This window comes from Glutamicibacter uratoxydans (genome assembly GCF_050753455.1).
Taxonomy (GTDB): Bacteria; Actinomycetota; Actinomycetes; order Actinomycetales; family Micrococcaceae; genus Glutamicibacter; species Glutamicibacter uratoxydans_A.
In genome coordinates, this window is record NZ_CP192736.1 from 1707557 (window position 1) to 1727488 (window position 19932).

Sequence of the window (19932 nt, forward strand, 5' to 3'; positions counted from 1 at the left end):
TACTTGGCACAGGTAGAGACCATCTCATCGCGCCTTTGAAAGGAATCTTGCGTGCACGCTTGGACCAGCCCGGAAGTACCGCATATTGTCGGAAGTGCCCCCATCTTGGAGCTTTTTGACACCGCGACCGGCACTAAACGCCCATCCGCTCCGGCTGATCGGGCCAACGCCCCAGCGAGCATGTACGTGTGCGGGATTACCCCGTACGACGCTACCCATATGGGGCACGCCGCCACCTATGTAGCTTTTGACCTGTTGCAGCGCACCTGGCTGGATAACGGCCGGACGGTGACCTATACACAAAACGTCACCGATGTGGATGACCCGCTATTGGAGCGCGCTGCGCAACGCGGATTGGATTGGCGTCAGTTGGCCGAGGAGCAGACCGACCTGTTCCGTGCGGATATGGAAGCGCTGAACGTGATCGCCCCGCAACACTATTTGGGTGCGGTGGAAACCATTGACCTGCTGATCCCATACATTGAAAAGTTCTTGGCTAGCGGTCTGGCGTACACGGTACAGGCCGGCGAGGACGGGGTGGAAGGCGATGTGTACTTCGACTCGCAGGCCGCACAAAATGATGCTTGGAAGCTCGGCAGCGTCAGCGGTTACGAGCGCGAGGTCATGGAACAGTTCTTCGCCGAACGCGGCGGGGATCCGCAACGCGCGGGAAAGCGTGATCCCTTGGATCCGCTGTTATGGCGTGCGGCCCGTGATGGCGAGCCGAGCTGGGATGGCAGTAGCTTGGGCCCGGGTCGTCCGGGGTGGCATATCGAGTGTTCGATTATTGCCCGTTCCACCCTGCCGGCCCCGTTCACCGTGCAAGGTGGCGGTAGCGACCTGATCTTCCCGCACCACGAATTCTCTGCGGCTCACGCTTCCGCGGCTGACGGTAAGCCACTGGCCGAACTATTCGTGCACACCGGGATGGTCGGCTTAGACGGCGAAAAAATGAGTAAGTCACTGGGTAACCTGGTGCTGGTCTCCAAGCTGCGCGAACAGGGTGTCGAACCAGTGGTGATTCGCACCGTCCTGTTGGGCCAGCACTACCGGACCGACTGGTTCTGGACCGATGACTTGCTGAACGACGCGCAAGAGCGCGTCAACCGCTGGCGGGAACGCATCGCCGGCACCGGGTTGGCTGAAGCCACCGCGTTGATCACCCGTATCCGCTCACGGATGGCCGATGATTTGAATTCGCCCGGCGCGTTGGAAGCCATTGACCAGTGGGCTGCTAGTGCGGCCGAAGGCTCCGGGGAAGGCGAGAAGGTTATTCGTCAGGCGTTAGATTCGCTGCTGGGTCTGAAACTCTAAATATCGTAACTTGGTCCTGATTCGCCGCGGCCTGGGTCGCGGCGTTTCAGGTACCGTTCGAATTCGCGGGCAATCGATTCTCCGCTGGCCTCGGGCAGTTCGCTCGCATCGCTGGCCTGTTCCAATTGGCGCACATAGCGGGCCACATCCGGGTCCGCTCCAGCTAATTCATCCACCCCGCGCTGCCAAGCTAAGGCATCATCGCGCAATTGCTCGGCCGGAAAGTGCGTACCTAAGAGTTCTTCGAGGGTTTCAACTAAGGCCAATTGCACCTTCGGGCTGGGCGCTTGAGCCACATAGTGCGGCTGTTGCGCCCAGAGCGACATGGTAGGGATACCCGCGGATTCAAAAAACTGCGTCAAGACCCCGGGAATTCCGGTGGGCCCTTCGTACACCGACGCGGTGAGCTGCAGCTGCTCCTGCAAGCGCGCATGATCCGAATGCAGCAGCGTCGGTACCGATCGGGTATGCGGGACATCGGCCAAGAGCGCCCCCACGGTTAAACAGGCCCCGACATGTTGCGCGGCGGCCAAATGCAGCACCTGCTGGCAGAAGGCTTTCCACCGGTAGGTTGGCTCCACCCCGAGAGCGATCAGCAGATCCGCCGGCTGCTGGGGTAGCGGCAAACGGTAGAGGTCGGTTTGCGGCCAGTCGATCACTGGTTTTCCGCCCTCGCGGCGGACCCGGGGGCGGCTGAACTGGTAATCATAGAACTCGTCTTCACCCACTGTGCCCAGATAACGGGTCTCGGCGCTATCCAGCACCAGACGCACCGCGTCACTGGCGGCCGAACCTGCATCATTCCAACCTTCAAAAGCGCAGACGAGCACCGTTGGACGCGGCGCGTCCTGCGCTAGCGAGTCGGCGACAAACCCGGTCAGGGTTCGCTGGGATCCGTGTTCTTGCATTGCTGCCCCCAAAGGTTATTAGCAAGCTGCCCTGATGCTGAGGCCGAAGCAGCTTTTCATTCTGAGTCTTGCACGCCCCGCTAGGCGGGGCAACGTTCGTTGTGGCTCCGACGCATAGTTCTAGTGGCTGGGGTCAAATTCTTCGCTGTCGATACTGGCTCGCTGCGCCGGGTTATAGCGGTGCCCGGCCACGGTGTCCTGATTGATAATTTTCCCGATCTGGCGCAGTTGCTCGGCGCTGAGCTGCACCGTTGCTGCGGCCATGTTTTCGGCCAGATGCGATAACTTGGTGGTTCCTGGAATCACATGCAGATGTTCGCCCTGAGCCAGCACCCAGGCCAGTGACAGTGCGGCCGCGGTGGTATCCCAGGCCGCGGCTAACGCCACCAACCGGTCAACCAGTGCTAAGTTATGACCGATATTTTCGGCATTGAACCGGGGCATCCGCAGACGCATATCGCCGGCTTCTAGATCGTTGAGTTGGCGTAACTTACCGGTAAGCAGCCCACGGTATAACGGACTAAAGACCACCAATGCGATCTCCAGCTCGGCGCAGGCGCTCAACAGGGCCAATTCTGGATTGCGGGTAGCTAGCGAGTATTCGTTTTGAACCGCCGCGATGGGGTGCACAGTATGGGCCCGATGCAAAGTGGACACCGAAATTTCCGACAACCCGATCCCGCCAATTTTTCCGGCCTGATGCGCTTCTGCCAGGGCCCCGACCGACTCTTCAATGGGGACCTGCGGATCGAGCCGATGCAGATAGTACAGATCGATGTGATCCGTCCGTAACCGCGCGAGTGATTCGTCGATCTGGCGGTGCAGAGTTGCTGGGCGGCCATCGATTTTGCCTCGCCCCTCAACGACGGACAGCCCACCTTTGGAAGCGAGAAAGAATTCTTCGCGGCGTCCGGCAAGGTGCTCTCCAATAAGCTGTTCGCTGCGCGTAGCACCGTACAGCGTGGCGGTGTCCAGATGGTTGACTCCGGCATCGAGCGCAGTATGTAGCAGCTGCGCGGCCTGCGCATCGTTAAGGAAATGCGAATATCCATGAGTTATATTCATGGTTCCCAAACCGAGCGGATTGACCTGTTTACCTGCCAAGATTCGTGTGAGCATGAACTCATTCTTAGCATGTAGGCCGGGCTATTTCGTGGTACATGACACCACATGTGCGCAGCGTATTTACCAGCATCCGATGATCGAGCACAGACACTTTGTCCCAGAGCTTTGGCTCAACGGGTCACTCTCGTAGGGTAGAACTATGAAGTGGATCATTCTGGCCCTGATAATTCTCGTCGTGCTCCTGGTCTTGCAACGCATTACTACGCCGCGAGCCGAAAAAGATCCCTACCAATCATCAAACCTGCGTCCGGGGACTAACCACGACATTGACCAGCTGGTGGCCAATGGTCAAAAGATTGCGGCGGTCAGAAAGTTACGCGCCACCGACCCCACCTTGAGTTTGCGTGATGCCAAAGCGCGGATTGATAGTTGGGAACCGGAAAACAAGCCATATAGCGTCGCGCCCGGAGCCCAACATGCCCCGGATGCGAAGCAACTTCCTCCACACGTGATTGTGGAGATCGATCAGGCGATCGCCGCCGGAGAAACCATTAAAGCGGTCAAAGTGCTGCGCGAGCACACCAACCTAGGTTTGTTGGAAGCCAAAAAACGTATCGACCAGTGGGTTCCGGGACGCAACTAGTTTGCGCCAAACCCGTACGGCCGAGAAAACCGCACGCGCAGCCCGGGCGGAGTTATTTATGCTCACCGGCGGCTCAACCACCGGGTTGGTTTCTCTCACGTAGAATTGACTCATGCCAAATCAACGTTCGACACCCGAGTCAGCTACCTATTCCACCCAGCCCCAGGCCGTGTTGTGGGATATGGACGGAACGCTGATCGACACCGAACCGTATTGGATGGCCGGCGAAGCCAACTTGGTGGCCGAGTTTGGTGGCAGCTGGAGTTCGGAACAAGCCCACGCGTTGGTTGGTGCGGCCCTGCCCGATGCGGCTCGGGTGCTGCAAGAAGCCGGCGTGAAACTGTCGGTGCGAGAAATTATCGATAGCCTCTCCGCCGAGGTGATTGCCGGGATTAAAACGAAGCTCATTTGGCGCCCCGGGGCATTGGAACTCTTGGCAAAGATTTCCGCCGCCGGAATCCCGCAGGCCTTGGTGACCATGAGCGAACGCAGCATCGTTAACGATTTCTTGGCACAGTTGCCCGGCTCTTACTTCGATGTCACCGTCGCCGGCGATGAGGTTCGCGCCGGCAAACCGCACCCGGAACCGTACTTGCGGGGGATCGAATTGCTCAGCGAAAAATTCGAGCAACGGCTGAACCCCGCGAGCTGTGTGGGATTTGAAGACTCGTTGCCGGGGATTACCGCGGCCAGTAGCGCCGGGCTATACGCGGTGCTGGTACCTAATGCCACCGATCCCGGTGTCGGGCGCTGGCGCCGCCTCGAAAGCTTAGAACACCTCACCCTCAGTGACCTCGAAACCTGGTTGGAGCCGATCAACGCGTGAGCGAAACGAAAGAAAAATCACCGGGTCTGAAGCTTGGGCGGATCGCCGGAGTCCCGGTGTACTTGGCCTACTCCTGGTTTCTGATTACTGCGGTCATCACCGTGGTGTTCGGGATGCAACTCCAACGCAGCGGGTGGGTACCTGCTCCCACCGCCTTCCTGCTGGGGTTCAGCTGCGCGATCATGATCGCGCTGGCGGTACTCATTCACGAGGTGGCCCATGCGATGGTGGCCCGCTACTACAAGTGGCCCGACGCGCACATTGTCTTGACGCTCTGGGGAGGCCACACCCAATTCGGTTCCTTCAAAGCCACCCCCGGCGCGTCCCTGGCGGTCGCGCTGGCCGGGCCGCTCAGTAATTTCGTGGTGGCCGCTGCCGCGTGGGGGCTGCAGTCGGTAACCGACTTGCCCTACAGCCCGGCCGCGATCCTCAATTTTGTCATCTACGCCAACCTACTTTTGGGCATCTTTAATATTCTGCCCGGCCTGCCACTGGATGGTGGGCGGCTGGTGGAAAGCGCGGTCTGGAAGATTACCGGTAGCCAAGAACGTGGCACCATTGCCGCGGCTTGGGTCGGCCGGGCGATCGCAGTGGGGATTGTGATCTGGTTTGCGGTGCTCCCGCTGCTCCGTGGCCAATCCCCGGAACTGACCACAATGGTGATCGGCATTATGGTGGCGCTATTCATGTGGCAAGCCACCTCCGCGCTGATCGCACACTCCAAGTTGCGGTTAAAATTGCCGCAGGTACGTGCCGGGAATCTGATGAGTCCGGCCAGCGGGATGCTCAGCACCGCCAGCGTGGCCGATATCCGGCACCGGCAGCAGCAACGCGCCGGACAGATCGTGCTGGTCAGCCCGCAGGGGATGCCGATCGCGGTGGTCGATGAAGGCGCGCTCAGCGCGGTACCGCACGATGCAGCGGCGAGCACTGAGGCAACTGCGGTCAGCCGTGCCCTCGGCGATGGGGCGGTCATCGCCGAGAGCGCCGATGGCGACATCCTGATCCATTACCTAGCAACCGTAGAAACCGCCGAATACGCGGTCATCAACGCCGAAGGGTACATCGTCGGAGTCCTGCACCAGCAACAAATCTTGCGTGCACTGAACGTGCGCTGAAACCCGTTAAACAACTTAGTGATGCAACTAGTCAAAGGATGAGCTTCGTGAGCCAAACAAACATCAGCGAACCCACCGGCGCCGGCGCGCGCCGCGGCCCTTTCCGGGTCGGTGACCGGGTCCAGCTGACCGACGAGAAACGTCGGATTAACACTGTCACCCTCGAAGCTGGCGGAACCTTCCACTCCCATAAGGGCATCCTTTCCCACGACGCGATTATTGGCCTGCCCGACGGCTCGGTGATCGAAAACGCCGATGGCTACCGCTACCAGCTGCTGCGCCCGCTCGCAAAGGACTTTGTGCTGTCCATGCCCCGCGGGGCCGCGGTGATTTACCCGAAGGATGCAGCCCAGATCATCGCCTTCGGCGACATCTTTCCCGGCGCACGCGTGGTGGAAGCCGGCGTAGGTTCCGGTGCGCTATCCATCTCGCTCTTGCGAGCCATCGGCGATCACGGTTCGCTGCATTCCTTTGAACGCCGCGAAGAGTTCGCCGAGATCGCCCGCGGGAATGTTGACACCGTCTTCGGCGGACCGCACCCGGCCTGGCAAATCTCCTTGGGCGACTTCCAAGAAAAAGTTGTTGAACTCGAAGAACCGGGCAGTGTGGACCGCGTGGTCCTCGACATGCTCAGCCCCTGGGAATGCCTCGACGCCGTAGCCACGGTCCTCGCACCGGGCGGAGTGTGGACCAACTATGTGGCGACGGTGCCGCAGATGTCCCGGGTGGTTGAAGCCATCCGCGCCTCGGGCCAGTTCACCGAGCCCGAATGCTTCGAAACCCTGGTTCGTGGGTGGCACGTGGATGGTTTGGCGGTGCGCCCAGATCACCGGATGGTAGCGCATACCGCGTTCCTGATCACCACGCGCCGGCTGGCCGATTCGGCCCAGGGGATCCCAAAAGCCAAGCGGGTGAAGGAACATAACTTCGCTGCCGAGGACGTCACCGCCTGGACCAAGGATCATGATGAGGCTGCTTGGACCGGTGAAGCCTTGGGCGAACGCGGGGTCTCGGATAAGAAATTGCGGCGTGCCGCCCGCGATGCCGCACGCCCAGCACGCACCCGCGAAGCGGAGTAGATTTCAACATGTGGGAAATTTCTGGTCGCCGAATTCCGGTGACCAGTCTTTCCTTCGTAGGATGACCTAAGACGGTTCAAGCAGAATATGGTGCATGGATCGTTGCCGATGTCATGGGAGTGATTAAGTGTCTGAACCAAACGAAACGCAACTTACCGAACGTCTGACCATGAGCGAACGTCAGGTCAACGTGCTGCGCGATAAGAACCGCACCTTGGATCGACAGTTGGCCACTCTCAGCGGAAACAACCAGCGTTTGGTTGCGATGCTGGAACGCACCCGGGAACAAATCATCGATTTGAAGTCGGCGCTGGAACGTGACGGGGACACCCCGTTCTCGCACGGCACCATTGTGGCCAAATTCCCGCGCAAGCACCCCGAAGCAGGACTGGGTATCGAATCCACCGCCGTGCAATCGGTGGATGTCAGCCAGGGTGGTCGTCGACTACGCGTGGGCATTAGCCCGCTGATGGATTTTGACAAGCTGCACATCGGGCAGCAGGTGCTGCTCAACGAGGCGATGGTGGTGGTCGCCGCGCTGGGGTACGAACAAACCGGTGAACTGGTGACCATCAAGGAAGTGCTGGAAAATCACCAGGTTGTGGTCATGGCGCGAGCCGATGACCAGCGGGTGGTCGAACTGGGCCAACCACTACGCGAGGAACACCTGCGTGTCGGGGATCAGGTCACCTTGGATGGACGGACCGGGCTGGCGATGAGCCGGGTACAGCTCACCGATATGCAGTCGCTGGTGTTGGAAGAAGTACCCGATATTTCTTATGCGGATATCGGCGGGTTGAGCAACCAGATCGAGGCCATCCAGGACGCCGTCGAGTTACCCTTCAGTCATCCGGAACTGTACCGTGAACACGGGTTGAGCGCGCCGAAGGGAATCTTGCTCTACGGTCCGCCAGGCTGCGGTAAAACGCTGATCGCTAAGGCCGTGGCGCACTCTCTGGCGCAACGTGCCGCAGCCAAGTCCGGGCGCGAGAATGCGCGCAGCTACTTCCTGAACATCAAGGGCCCGGAACTGCTGGATAAGTACGTGGGCGAAACCGAACGTCACATCCGGCTCATTTTTGCCCGCGCCCGGGAAAAGGCGCTGCACGGGGATCCGGTCGTGGTGTTCTTCGATGAGATGGATTCACTCTTCCGCACCCGCGGCACCGGGGTGTCCTCGGACGTGGAAACCACCATCGTCCCGCAGCTGCTGGCCGAAATTGATGGGGTGGAACGCCTCGATAATGTGATCGTGATTGGTGCTTCTAACCGTGAAGACATGATTGATCCGGCGATTCTGCGCCCGGGTCGACTCGATGTGAAGATCAAGATCCGCCGCCCCAGCGCCCAAGGTGCCGCCGAGATTTTCAGCAAGTACCTCACCACCGATTTGCCCCTGCATGAATCCGAGGTGCAAGCCGACGCGGGGGATAAGCAGGCTACCGTGGAGCGGATGATCGCAGCCACCGTCGAATCCATGTACGCGCTGGAAGAATATAACGAGTACCTCGAAGTCAGTTACGTCAATGGGGACACCGAGATCCTCTACTTCAAGGATTTCGCATCCGGCGCGGTGATCCGCAATGTGGTGGACCGGGCCAAAAAGGAAGCGATCAAAACCCTGTTGACCAGCGGTGAACGTGGTTTGAAGATGGATTACCTGCTCAACGCGGTACGCGATGAGTTCGCCGAACACGAAGATATGCCCAACACCACCAACCCGGATGATTGGGCTCGGATTTCCGGGCGTAAGGGTGAGAAGATCAGCCATATTCGCACCCTGGTGAATTCGCGGAGCAAGGGATGAGTGCCCGCCGTCTGGTCGGTCTAGAGACCGAATACGGGATCATTCGCCCCGGCATGCCGCGCGCCAACGCCACGGTACTGTCGGCACAAATCGTTGACGCCTATGCGCAATTGGTGCGGCAGGGGCAACGCCAGCTCGGTGCCGCACGCTGGGATTACAGCGATGAAAGCCCACTGCAGGATGCCCGCGGTTTTGCCATGAGCCGCGATAGGGCGCATCCCAGCCAACTGACCGACGTGGAACCCAGCGTGGGGGAAGCTACGGTGTGGGATGCCGAATCGGTGGCTTTGGACGCCGGGGATGCCCGGGTAGGGCAAACCCTGTACTCCGAACACAGCAGCGGCGAGGTCGTGATGAACATGGTGCTGGGTAACGGCGCCCGGTTCTACGTGGATCACGCCCACCCGGAATACTCCAGCCCCGAAGTCACCACCCCGCGGGCCGCGGTGCTCTGGGATCAAGCCGGCGATGAAGTGATGCGTCAGGCCGCCGCTCAAGTCAAAGCCTTGGGCGGTGGTGAACTGCTACTGTACAAAAACAATACCGACAATAAGTCCGTCTCCTATGGGGCGCACGAAAACTATCTCGTACCCCGGGCCGTGGACTTCGAGCACCTCGTGACCGGGCTCACCCCGTTCTTCGTGACCCGACAGATCTACTGCGGCTCCGGACGCGTGGGTCGTGGCCAGCTCAACGAACACGCCGAATTTCAGATCTCGCAACGAGCTGACTTTTTCGAGGCCGAGGTGGGCCTGGAAACCACGGTTAATCGCCCGATCATCAACACCCGCGATGAACCGCACGCCAACTGGGACAAATATCGTCGGCTGCACGTCATCATCGGGGATGCGAACCTCGGACAAGTTTCCACCCTGCTGCGGGTGGGCACCACCAACTTGGTACTGAGTCTGATCGAGGCCGGTAGCGCCCCGAAGCTAGAACTCGACGATCCGGTGCAGGCGCTGCGGGTTTTCAGCCACGATACGAGCCTGCGTGCCAGTGTGCGGCTGCGCGACGGACGCCGGATGAGCGCCATTGACATCCAAAATGAGTACCTCAACGCTGCCGAAACCTACTGTGCGGAACGTTCAATCACGGACGCGGACACCACCGAAATCCTTACCCGGTGGCGCCAGACCCTGCAGTTGTTGTCCGGCGATCCGCACTCCGCGGCCAGCACCGTGGATTGGATCGCCAAGCATCAGCTGGTTCAAGGGTTCGCGCAACGCCACGGCGTGGATTTGAGTGATCCGCGCATCGCACTGATGGATCTGCAATGGGCGGATCTGCGCACCGATAAAGGTCTGTATTACCGACTCGCGGCCCGCGGACGGATGGAAACCCTGTTCAACGCCGAAGAAATTGGCCGCGCTGTCAGCACCCCGCCGGAAGACACCCGCGCCTACCTGCGCGGAATGGTGTTGCAACGTTACCCACAGAACGTGGTCGCGGCGAACTGGGACGCGCTGTCCTTCACCTTACCCGGAGCCCGGAAACTGCGCCGCATACCGATGGGCAACCCGTTGGCCGGCACCCGCAAAGATCTGGGAGCCCTGTTTGAGGCGGAGCTAGAAGTCAACGAATTTCTTGACGAGCTGGCCAAGACGCGTCCGGTCGGCTGAGAATGGCCACAGCACAGTTCACTAACCTAAGGAGTACCCGATGAGCCAGGAAAGCATCTCACCACGCAGCAACCGTCAAGCCCAGCAGCAAGACGTGGAGCAGCAGATCACCCAGGTGCAGGGCACCGACGCCGGTGTTGATGACCTGCTTGACGAGATCGACTCGGTGTTGGAATCCAATGCCGAGGAGTTCGTGCGCGGATTCGTGCAAAAGGGCGGCCAGTAGGCTCCCGGGCATAGCGCAGCAACACACTAACCGAAGGGAACGAAGGTGGATCGCAGGATCTTTGGCATCGAGACCGAGTACGGATTAAATTATGTGCCCAATGAAGGTCGTCGGCTCACCCCCGAAGATGCCGCCCGGCACCTGTTTAAACCGGTAGTCGAATGGGGCAAATCCTCCAATGTCTTCCTGAGTAACGGCTCGCGTCTCTACCTGGACGTGGGATCCCACCCGGAATACGCCACCGCAGAATGCGATCAGCTGGACCAGCTGATCGCCCATGACCGGGCCGGTGAAGCGATCCTGCTGGATCTGGTGGAACAGGCCCAGGATGAACTGGCCGAGGCCGGACACGACGGTAAACTTTTCCTCTTCAAAAACAATGTCGACTCGGCCGGGAACTCCTATGGCTGTCACGAGAATTACCTGATTTCCCGGCGTACCGAATTTAAACGGCTGGCCGATATGCTGATTCCGTTTCTCGTTACCCGGCAGCTACTAACCGGTGCGGGACATCTGGTGAAGCTCGAAGACCGGACTGTTTTCGCTTTCTCACAACGCGCCGATCACGTCTGGGAAGGTGTCTCTTCGGCCACCACCCGGTCTCGTCCGATCATTAACACCCGCGATGAACCGCATGCCGATGCCGAGTATTACCGGCGCCTGCATGTGATCGTGGGGGACTCCTCAATGAGCGAGACCACCCAGTTGCTGAAGATCGGGGCCACGGACCTGGTTCTGCGCATGATCGAATCCGGGCAAATCTATCACGATTTACGTCTGGAAAACCCGATTCGCTCCATCCGGCAGATCTCCCACGACTTCACCGGTCAAACCGTGGTGCGGTTGATGGGTGGGGATGAACCCACCGCCTTGCAGATTCAATGGCAGTTGCTGGAATCGGTGAGCAATTTCGTCCAACGCCACGGGGCCCACAACGACTATGTTCCGCAGGTGCTGGAGTTATGGGAGCGCACCCTGAACGCCATCGAAACCCAGAATTTTTCTAGCATTAACCGGGACATCGACTGGGCGATCAAACATCAGCTGCTTACCGGCTATGCGCAGAAAAACGGTTTAGCCCTCGACTCGCATCGGCTGGCGCAACTGAATCTGACCTACCACGATATTGACCCGAACCGCGGGCTCTTCCACCTGCTCGCCCGCCGCGGTCGGGCCAGTTCGCTGGTTACCCCAGAGCAGATCCACGAGGCGATCAACCACCCGCCGGCCAGCACGCGGGCAAAAATTCGCGGAAAATTCATTACTGCGGCGCGCGCCACCGGACGACGCTATTCCACCGACTGGGTCCACATGAAATACGAGGAAGGATCCGGTGGCGTGGTGCTGTGCAAGGATCCCTTTGCCACCGAAGATCCGGCGGTCGATGAGCTGATCGAATTGATGCAACAACCGGTTTAGTCAGCCGAAGATTAGAAGTTTCACAGTTTTCCGCATTAATCTGGAGAGAGTGGGTCGTGGCGCACACCGCGTGAACGACACCAAGGACAACAATCTCCTGTGACGAAAGTAGAACTTGTGCGCAAAGTTTTCGCAGCATCCGCCCTCGCCTCGGTCCTCGCGCTAGCAGCCTGCGGCTCCAGCGGTGGCGGGTCGCTGAGCGACATCGACATCAAGCCCGGTGCCGATGCGAATAGCGAACCAACCGTGACGATTGATGCTCCACTGTTGACGGAAGAGTCCGAAGCAGTGGTGCTGATTGAGGGGGAGGGTGAGCAACTGGCCGAGGGTCAGAACATCAGCCTGAAGTCCGGGATTTACAAGAACATCGATGGCCTGCTCACCGATGAGAATTTCACCGGTGCAGCCGTTCCGATGACGTTGGACTCGGCCATGCAGCAACAAATGCCTGAGCTCTACGAAACCCTGCTCGATGCTAAGGTCGGCTCCTGGATCGCCTACACCACCGTGGATGGTGCCCAGAACCCCGACGGCAGCATGGCTGAGCCGGTAGATGGTGCCCGCGCCGAACGCGTGATCATCATGCACGTGCAGGATGCCAGCAGCCCAAGTAGCGCGCTGAGCCCCGAGGATGTGACCAGCTTGAAGGAGGAAGGTAAACTCCCGAGCGTTGACACCTCCGGGGATGAACCAAAGATCACCATCCCGGCAGACACCCAGGCCCCCGAAGGCCTAGCAGTTGACGTGCTGGAAGAGGGCAGCGGACCGGTTGCCACCGAAAGCGCGGATGTTGAAGCCTTCTACACCGGTGTGCGCTGGGAAGACGGGGAAACCTTCGACGGAAACTTCGGTAGCGGCAATGCCTCCGCGTTCAACCTGCAGGGTGTCATCAAGGGCTGGACTCAGGGCCTAACCGGACTGAAGGAAGGCTCCAAGGTATTGCTGAGCATCCCATCGGATCTGGCCTACGGCGATGACGCCAGCAGCGGACGTCCCACCGGACCTCTGGTGTTCTACGTAGAATTGACCAAGGTAACTAACGCCGAGTAATCGCTCACCTTCACTGTTCGAACAAGAGGAGAACACAGCATGTCTTTTGGTGCACGCAACTATGACCGCAGCAAGCCGGAAATCGACTTCCCGGGGACCGACGCCCCCACCGAACTGGTCATCACCGACCTGATCGAAGGCAGCGGCAAGGAAGTCGCTGCGGGAGACACCGTGCAGGCCCATTACGTGGGTGTTGCCTGGTCCACCGGCGAAGAGTTCGATGCCTCCTGGAACCGTGGCTCAACGCTGGACTTCCCGGTGGGTGTGGGCATGGTCATCCAGGGCTGGGATCAGGGTCTGCTGGGGATGAAGGTTGGCGGACGTCGCCGTCTGGAAATCCCTTCGGATTTGGCCTACGGCGCGGCTGGCGCCGGTGGCGCGATTGGACCCAACGAGGCGTTGATCTTTGTGGTTGACCTGATGGGCATCAAGTAATTTTGCGCTGTGACCTGTGGCTCCGACACCCGTGTCGGAGCCACAGGTGCTTAACCTGCACAAAATCCCGCCGCGGATTCGTTATTGTAGGCTCGTGAGCACTAAGCAAAGTGGTGGGCCCACTCGGGCCGAACGGCTGACCAGCTTGATCTATGCCTTGGCGACCAACGGGCACCGGTGGACCAGCGAACGTATCGGCGACTACCTGAACCCCGAAGGGAATAAGGAAGCGCGTGATAAGGCGATCGAGCGAGCCAAAGAGGAGATCCGCAACGAATTCGGGTTGCAGCTGCTGAGTGAAGATCACGGGGGTGTGACCCACTACCGCATCGACACCAACGACTGGTATTTGCCGGCCATTGAATTCAGTGCCGCCGAGAGTGCGTTGATAGCGCTGGCCGCCAGTCTCTGGAAAGACAGCAAACTGCAGTCACTGGCGCTGAACGCGAGTAGCCGGATCACTGGTGAAACGCCCTCGGAAGCGGATATCGCCCCCTATGTGGGCAGCTATCTGCCACGGCTGTCGATGGACGAACCAAACTTCAAGGATTGTGCGCTGGCGGTATTCAACCGCAAACGCGTGCAATTCGCCTACCGGGATGCCGCCGGTCAACAAAGCCAACGGGTGCTGGACATCTGGGGGATCGGGCAGCGTTTCGGCAACTGGTATTTCACCGGCTGGGACCACAGCCGCAACGCGACCCGGGTCTTCCGGCTCTCCCGCCTCGTCGGTAAGCTCACCATCGTGAACTCGCCGAAGACTGGTAAAGACTATCGGCCACGCCCCAAAGGTTTCTCAATGAGTCAGGTGCTGCAGGACTTCGATCTGCACAACCCGGCACACTTGGCCAGCGTTGAGCTGCGCGGAGCTGCGGCGTTGCCATTACGTGCCCGCGCTCTGGAGAGCAACGCACAGCGGATCACCGTGGGCTATGCCGATCAGGAGGCGTTCGCCGCAGAACTAGCCAGCTATGGGCCGGATGTGAAGGTCCTTGAACCCAAACCCTTGGCCGAACAGGTGCAACAGCTGTTGCACCAAGCCGGTGCCGCCGCAGCGCAGGTGGCCGAACTGCTGGCGGGAAAGACGGTGAAATACCAAAGCACCCGCGCAACCGGGCGGGCCTCCACCGCAACCCAAGTGATGCGCAATATTGACATGATTCAATACGTGGTTGCGCACGGGTCGGCGAGCATCAGCGAGTTGGCCGAACGTTATGCCCTTTCGGAAGCTAAGGTCCGCCAAGAGCTGTCACTCATCATGATGTGCGGGGTGCCCGGTGGGCAGCATGACGAGCTGATCAACGTCAACGATGGTGATCTGGAAGCCGAATCGGTGTCCATCTCCAACGCGGCGCTGCTGGCCGAACCGCAGAAACTGGCTCCGATGGAGGCCGTGGCGATACTTGGCGGACTCAACGCCTTAGCCTCGATCCCTGACTTTGAACACCGCGGCACTCTCGACTCGGCCTTAGCCAAACTCAACGCGGCGGTAGCTCGGTACGAAGGCTGGAACGGCGCACTGGGTTTCGCGCTGAGCCAGGTGCAAGAAGAGGACAGCGATTCCTTATTGGCTTCGGCTATCCGCGAACACCGGGTCATCAATATCGACTACTATTCCCCGAAATCCGGCACCCATCAGGTGCGTGCGGTGGAACCGGTCCGGATCTTCGAAGATGGTCAACTAGGTTATTTGCGCGCCTATTGCCGCACCCGGCAGCAGCTGCTAACTTTCCGGCTGGATCGTATCCTGCACGCTGCGGATGCGCGGGAAACCTTTGAACGCGGTGCTCGACATGAGGATCACGCGCAGATCCAACTACAGTTCAACGCCAGTGCCGAAGACTTGGAAGTTGAACTGTATCTCGGTGCAGAACTGATTCCCGTGATCGAGCCCTACCAGCCGACCGCTTGGTCAACGAAAATAGCCGACGGGTATTTAGCCAAGGTGCGTTTCTCACATGACTCGGTGTTGGCTCCCTTGGTGGCACGCCACGGGGGTAGTATTGCTGTGGTTGCGCCGGATGAAACAGTTACGAGGATCAATCAGTGGCTGGAGAGCGCAAGCAAACTTTACGAGGAAGGTAACTGATGCTCCCGTGGTGGTTCTGGGTTCTCTTGTGGGCCGTATTGGTGTTGCTCACACTGCTGGGCATCGTTTTGGCGGGCATCAGACTCTTCCGCCAAGGTATGCGCGTCGTTGATGCCTTAGGGAACGCCGCCGATAAATTCTCCCAAGACCTGGCTCAAGAGGGCACCGTGGTGGATTACACGCCACGTGGGCGTGTTTACCCCAGTGGAACCGATGCTACCCACGCCGATCCCGAGCAGCTGCGCGAACTTCGTCAGCTCGGGAAACAAGAATGTATCGAGGCCCGGCGGGTACGCCGTGTGGCCCGGCGTCAGGCCCGCGGTCAGGCGCAGAACGTGTACGACCTGAAACTGTTTTAGCGTAGACTTTGAGGCAAGAGATAGAAGGGAAACCCCGTGGGTGGAATTCAAGGATGGCATCTAGTCATCATCATTGTGTTGGCACTGTTGCTGTTTGGTGCCCCCAAGTTGCCAGGCATGGCACGTTCCATGGGTCAGTCCTTGCGCATCTTCAAATCTGAGGTGCGCAAGATGAAAGACGACGACGAGGATCCCAAGGGCGAGACCATTGACGGCCACGTAGTGGATCCTAAGAATGACGAAAAGAACAACTGATCACGCTTCTCAAAGTGGCTAAAACATCAGATTCCACCAGCGCAAAGAAAAAGCGCCCAAAGAACGCCGAAGGGCGGATGGCGCTTCGCGAGCACCTCGCCGAAGCCAGAAACCGCCTGTTTAAATCGCTGATCGCCTTGGCTCTGGCCACGGTCGGCGGATTTTTTCTCTACGACCAGATCCTTGCTCTCTTAATTAGCCCGGTAAATCTTGCCGGGGGAGCGGTCAACTTCGTAGCGGTGATGTCACCCTTTGACATCATGCTCAAGGTGTCATTGTTCGTGGGGTTAGTGCTCTCATCCCCGGTCTGGATCTATCAGATCTGGGCATTTATCGTGCCCGGGTTGAAGAAAAACGAACGTCGTTTAGGGTATTCCTTTGCCGCAGCCGCCGCACCACTGTTTATCGGTGGCGTGGCCATGGCATATTTCATTTTGCCCTACGCCCTGCAGTTCTTTATTAGTTTGGCACCGGAGAACTCCGAGATGCTGGTGAGCATCGACACCTACCTGCCGTTCATCTTCCGCCTGCTGCTCGCCTTTGGCTTAGCCATGCTGGTGCCGGTGCTGATGGTCGGGCTGAACATGGTGGGGGTGCTCAAAGCCAAAGTCATCTTGAAGAACTGGCGAATCACCGTGTTCTTGATCGCGTTGGTGGCGGCCATGGCCGCACCCGGTGGAGATGCGATCACCATGTTCGCACTGGCCGGTCCACTATTCATTACCTTCGCCGGGGCCACCCTGATTTGCTGGTTCAACGACCGCAAACGGGTGAAAAAACTTGCGGCCCAGGAAGCCGAAAACGAACGCATGGCACGCGGCGAGAGCTAGCTATCGGGTCGCGAGTGAAGCCTGAGTTTCATTCCGACCCGCCACACCAACTCAAGGAGACTCCGACACAAAGTGAGCACCCCGGCCGAACGCTACCAGCAGGCTAAAGCACGAACGGTAGAACGCGGAACCGTCCTACCGGACTTTCGGGCCACCCTTGGATTTGATCTTGATCCCTTTCAGGAACAGGGTTGCCAGTCGGTGGCCCAGGGCCATGGGGTGTTGGTGGCGGCACCCACCGGCGCCGGTAAAACTGTGGTCGGTGAATTCGCCATTTTTCAGGCGCTGGCCCAGGGGCGCAAAGCCTTCTACACCACACCGATCAAGGCGCTGAGTAACCAGAAGTACTCCGATCTGGTCAAGGCGCACGGGGCGAAGCAGGTGGGCCTGCTCACCGGAGACACCTCGATCAACTCCGAGGCGCAAATCGTGGTGATGACCACCGAAGTATTGCGCAATATGCTCTATGCCGATTCACAGACCCTGGATGGGCTGGGTTATGTGGTGATGGACGAGGTGCACTATCTAGCCGATAAATTCCGTGGCGCGGTGTGGGAAGAAGTCATCCTGCACCTGCCACAGAACGTCCAAATCATTTCGCTCTCAGCCACCGTCTCCAACGCCGAAGAATTCGGTGGCTGGTTGGATACGGTGCGGGGGAACACGGACATCATCGTCTCCGAACACCGGCCTATCCCACTATTCCAGCATGTGCTGGTTGGGCGTCAGCTGGTCGATTTGTTCGCAGAGGACCTCTCCTTTGACGAAAGTGCCGGGCAAGACGCCGCCAAAACGATCGTGAATCCCGAGCTACGCAAGCTCACTCGCTCCTTCCGTCCCGGCGGCCGTCACCCACGTTCACGTGGGCCGCGAGACCGGATGCGGGACCAGCGGCCCGATACACAGCGCGCCAGTCGTCCAGAAACGATCATTTCCTTGGATCGTGCGGGGATGCTCCCGGCAATCTTCTTCATTTTCTCGCGCAAGGGCTGCGATATGGCGGTGCACCAGTGTGCGATGAGCGACTTGCGGCTGACTACCGCCCAAGAAGCCGCCGAAATCTCCGAGGTTCTCGAGGAGGTCGCCTACCGAATCCCCTCCGATGATCTTGAGGTGCTGGAATTCTGGTCCTGGCGCGATGCCTTGATGCGCGGTTATGCCGCTCACCATGCCGGAATGCTGCCGATTTTCAAGGAAATCGTTGAGGAACTGTTCACCCGGGGCCTGCTAAAGGTGGTTTTCGCCACCGAAACGTTGGCCTTGGGCATCAATATGCCCGCGCGCAGTGTGGTGTTGGAAAAGCTGGTGAAATTCAATGGAGAATCGCATGTGCAGATTTCCGCCGGAGAGTACACCCAGCTCACCGGACGGGCCGGGCGTCGCGGCATTGACGTGGAAGGGCATTCCATCGTCTTATGGACCCCCGAGGTTGAGCCCGAAACCCTGGCCGGTCTGGCCTCGAAGCGCACCTACCCGCTGAACTCCAGTTTCCGTCCGACCTATAACATGTCCACGAATCTTTTGGCCCAGTTCGGCCGGGAACAAACCCGTCAGATCTTGGAATCCTCCTTCGCGCAGTATCAGGCCGACCGCTCGGTGGTGGGTTTGGCTCGTCAGGTCCGCTCCCGAGAAGAATCCTTGGCCGGTTACCAAAAATCCATGGAATGCCACCTCGGGGACTTTTCCGAATATGTGGCGCTGCGTCGCAAACTATCGAAGGTAGAAAAGCACGCCTCGAAATCTCGGGTGCAAGAACGCCGCTCCGCAGCCGAAAAGTCCATGCAGGCCGTGATCCGCGGGGATGTGGTTGATCTACACAGCAGCCGGCTTTCAGGGCGTGCAGTGATCGTGGATCTGGATCCTTCGCTCTACGATCCGCGGCATACCGTGCTGACCGAGGAAGGGCGGTTACGCCGGCTTTCGGTGGGGGATCTGCGCGGGCCGTTGAGCATTGTTTCGCGCATCAAGGTCCCCAAGTCTTTCACCGGTAAGTCACCGAAGGAACGCCGGGATTTGGCCGCCTCATTGCGCAATGCCATCCATGAGCATCGTCCGCCGCGCAAGGATGCGTCAAGTTTCGACTTTGAGGGCTCGGACGACTTCCAGCGTGAGGCCGAGTCTTTGCGCCACGAACTGGCCAACCACCCGTGCCATCACTGCTCGGACCGGGAAAATCACGCCCGCTGGGCCGAACGCTATTGGAAGTTGAAAAAGGAGACCGATCGGCTACGTCGGCAGATCTCCGGGCGCACCAACACCATCGCCAAACAGTTCGACAAAGTGTTCGCGGTATTAGAACACTTTGGCTACCTGCGCGCGGCCGAAGATGAGTCAGATCTGGTCATCACCGATGCCGGACGTCGCTTGCGGCGCATTTATGGGGAGCGGGACCTGTTGACCAGCCGAGTGCTGGAGACCGGGGCACTGGAAAAACTCAACCCCGAAGAACTGTGCGCCGTTGTTGCCTCATTGGTGTATCAGAGCCGGCGTGACTATGAGCGTCCAGACCCCAAAATGCCCACCGAACGGGTCAGTGAGGTGTGGGATGAGCTGGTGCGTTGCTGGGCCGAGCTCTCGGACGTCGAAGAACTCGAAGGGATAGACCCCACTGACCCACCGGAATCCGGGCTGATCTGGCCGATGTATAAGTGGGCCCGTGGCGCCTCGCTCAATAGCTGCCTTCGCGGCTCGGATCTGGCACCGGGCGACTTTGTGCGCTGGGCCAAACAGGTCATTGACACCCTGGATCAGCTGGCAAAAAACGCGCAGTTGCCACCACGTCTCTCGAAGAATGCCCGTAAAGCCACCGACTTGGTTAAACGCGGCGTTGTAGCGTACTCGAATGTTTTGGACTAGGCACCGAGTGCCAGCGAAATTTGTGAAGGAC

At 59.3% G+C, this 19932-nt stretch carries 18 protein-coding genes; 16 read left to right on the forward strand and 2 right to left on the reverse strand.

Annotated features, from left to right (window positions below; genetic code table 11):
* Positions 1 to 51: 51 nt before the first annotated feature.
* Complete coding sequence (gene mshC / locus ACQQZ8_RS07780; protein WP_431712091.1) at positions 52 to 1314, forward strand: cysteine--1-D-myo-inosityl 2-amino-2-deoxy-alpha-D-glucopyranoside ligase; 1263 nt, start codon at positions 52 to 54, stop codon at positions 1312 to 1314.
* On the opposite strand, the gene ACQQZ8_RS07785 is transcribed toward mshC, so the two are convergent.
* Complete coding sequence (locus ACQQZ8_RS07785; RefSeq protein WP_431712092.1) at positions 1311 to 2222, reverse strand: proteasome assembly chaperone family protein; 912 nt, start codon at positions 2220 to 2222, stop codon at positions 1311 to 1313. The two genes, mshC and ACQQZ8_RS07785, sit on opposite strands and share 4 nt — an antisense overlap.
* Positions 2223 to 2342: 120 nt before the next feature.
* Entirely contained in the window at positions 2343 to 3341 is a 999-nt protein-coding gene (locus tag ACQQZ8_RS07790) for an aldo/keto reductase (protein WP_431712093.1), read from the reverse strand.
* 145 nt (positions 3342 to 3486) lie between these two features.
* Between ACQQZ8_RS07790 and ACQQZ8_RS07795 the strand changes: the two genes are divergently transcribed.
* The 15 genes from ACQQZ8_RS07795 (at position 3487) to ACQQZ8_RS07865 (ending at position 19901) form a co-directional block, all read left to right on the forward strand.
* The gene (locus ACQQZ8_RS07795; protein WP_431712094.1) at positions 3487 to 3930 is read left to right on the forward strand and encodes a hypothetical protein; all 444 of its coding nucleotides are present in this window, start codon (positions 3487 to 3489) and stop codon (positions 3928 to 3930) included.
* 112 nt (positions 3931 to 4042) lie between these two features.
* The gene (locus ACQQZ8_RS07800) at positions 4043 to 4756 is read left to right on the forward strand and encodes an HAD family hydrolase (protein WP_431712096.1); all 714 of its coding nucleotides are present in this window, start codon (positions 4043 to 4045) and stop codon (positions 4754 to 4756) included.
* Positions 4753 to 5874, forward strand: coding sequence for a site-2 protease family protein (locus tag ACQQZ8_RS07805; protein ID WP_431712097.1), 1122 nt, complete (start codon positions 4753 to 4755; stop codon positions 5872 to 5874). Before ACQQZ8_RS07800 ends, ACQQZ8_RS07805 begins: the two co-directional genes overlap by 4 nt.
* A 38-nt stretch (positions 5875 to 5912) precedes the next feature.
* Complete coding sequence (locus tag ACQQZ8_RS07810; protein ID WP_431709280.1) at positions 5913 to 6953, forward strand: tRNA (adenine-N1)-methyltransferase; 1041 nt, start codon at positions 5913 to 5915, stop codon at positions 6951 to 6953.
* A gap of 169 nt (positions 6954 to 7122) precedes the next feature.
* The gene (gene arc, locus ACQQZ8_RS07815; protein WP_431712158.1) at positions 7123 to 8760 is read left to right on the forward strand and encodes a proteasome ATPase; all 1638 of its coding nucleotides are present in this window, start codon (positions 7123 to 7125) and stop codon (positions 8758 to 8760) included.
* Entirely contained in the window at positions 8757 to 10382 is a 1626-nt protein-coding gene (dop, locus tag ACQQZ8_RS07820; RefSeq protein WP_431709281.1) for a depupylase/deamidase Dop, read from the forward strand. Before arc ends, dop begins: the two co-directional genes overlap by 4 nt.
* 40 nt (positions 10383 to 10422) lie before the next feature.
* Positions 10423 to 10608 (forward strand): ubiquitin-like protein Pup, encoded by a 186-nt coding sequence (locus tag ACQQZ8_RS07825; RefSeq protein WP_431709282.1) that lies wholly within the window; start codon positions 10423 to 10425, stop codon positions 10606 to 10608.
* Between the two features lie 45 nt (positions 10609 to 10653).
* Positions 10654 to 12027, forward strand: a complete 1374-nt coding sequence (gene pafA / locus ACQQZ8_RS07830) for a Pup--protein ligase (protein WP_431709283.1) — start codon at positions 10654 to 10656, stop codon at positions 12025 to 12027.
* Positions 12028 to 12126: 99 nt separating this feature from the next.
* Complete coding sequence (locus ACQQZ8_RS07835; RefSeq protein ID WP_431709284.1) at positions 12127 to 13077, forward strand: FKBP-type peptidyl-prolyl cis-trans isomerase; 951 nt, start codon at positions 12127 to 12129, stop codon at positions 13075 to 13077.
* 39 nt (positions 13078 to 13116) lie between these two features.
* Positions 13117 to 13512 (forward strand): FKBP-type peptidyl-prolyl cis-trans isomerase, encoded by a 396-nt coding sequence (locus ACQQZ8_RS07840; protein ID WP_431709285.1) that lies wholly within the window; start codon positions 13117 to 13119, stop codon positions 13510 to 13512.
* 94 nt (positions 13513 to 13606) lie between these two features.
* The gene (locus ACQQZ8_RS07845; RefSeq protein ID WP_431709286.1) at positions 13607 to 15601 is read left to right on the forward strand and encodes a helix-turn-helix transcriptional regulator; all 1995 of its coding nucleotides are present in this window, start codon (positions 13607 to 13609) and stop codon (positions 15599 to 15601) included.
* Positions 15601 to 15960, forward strand: a complete 360-nt coding sequence (locus ACQQZ8_RS07850) for a hypothetical protein (RefSeq protein ID WP_431709287.1) — start codon at positions 15601 to 15603, stop codon at positions 15958 to 15960. Before ACQQZ8_RS07845 ends, ACQQZ8_RS07850 begins: the two co-directional genes overlap by 1 nt.
* A 36-nt stretch (positions 15961 to 15996) precedes the next feature.
* Positions 15997 to 16215: a Sec-independent protein translocase subunit TatA gene (gene tatA / locus ACQQZ8_RS07855; protein ID WP_431709288.1), complete on the forward strand. Its 219-nt coding sequence runs from the start codon at positions 15997 to 15999 to the stop codon at positions 16213 to 16215.
* A gap of 14 nt (positions 16216 to 16229) precedes the next feature.
* A complete protein-coding gene (tatC, locus tag ACQQZ8_RS07860) occupies positions 16230 to 17045 on the forward strand; it encodes a twin-arginine translocase subunit TatC (protein WP_431709289.1) in 816 nt (271 codons plus the stop codon).
* Between the two features lie 72 nt (positions 17046 to 17117).
* A complete protein-coding gene (locus ACQQZ8_RS07865; protein WP_431709290.1) occupies positions 17118 to 19901 on the forward strand; it encodes a DEAD/DEAH box helicase in 2784 nt (927 codons plus the stop codon).
* The last annotated feature ends 31 nt before the right edge of the window (positions 19902 to 19932 follow it).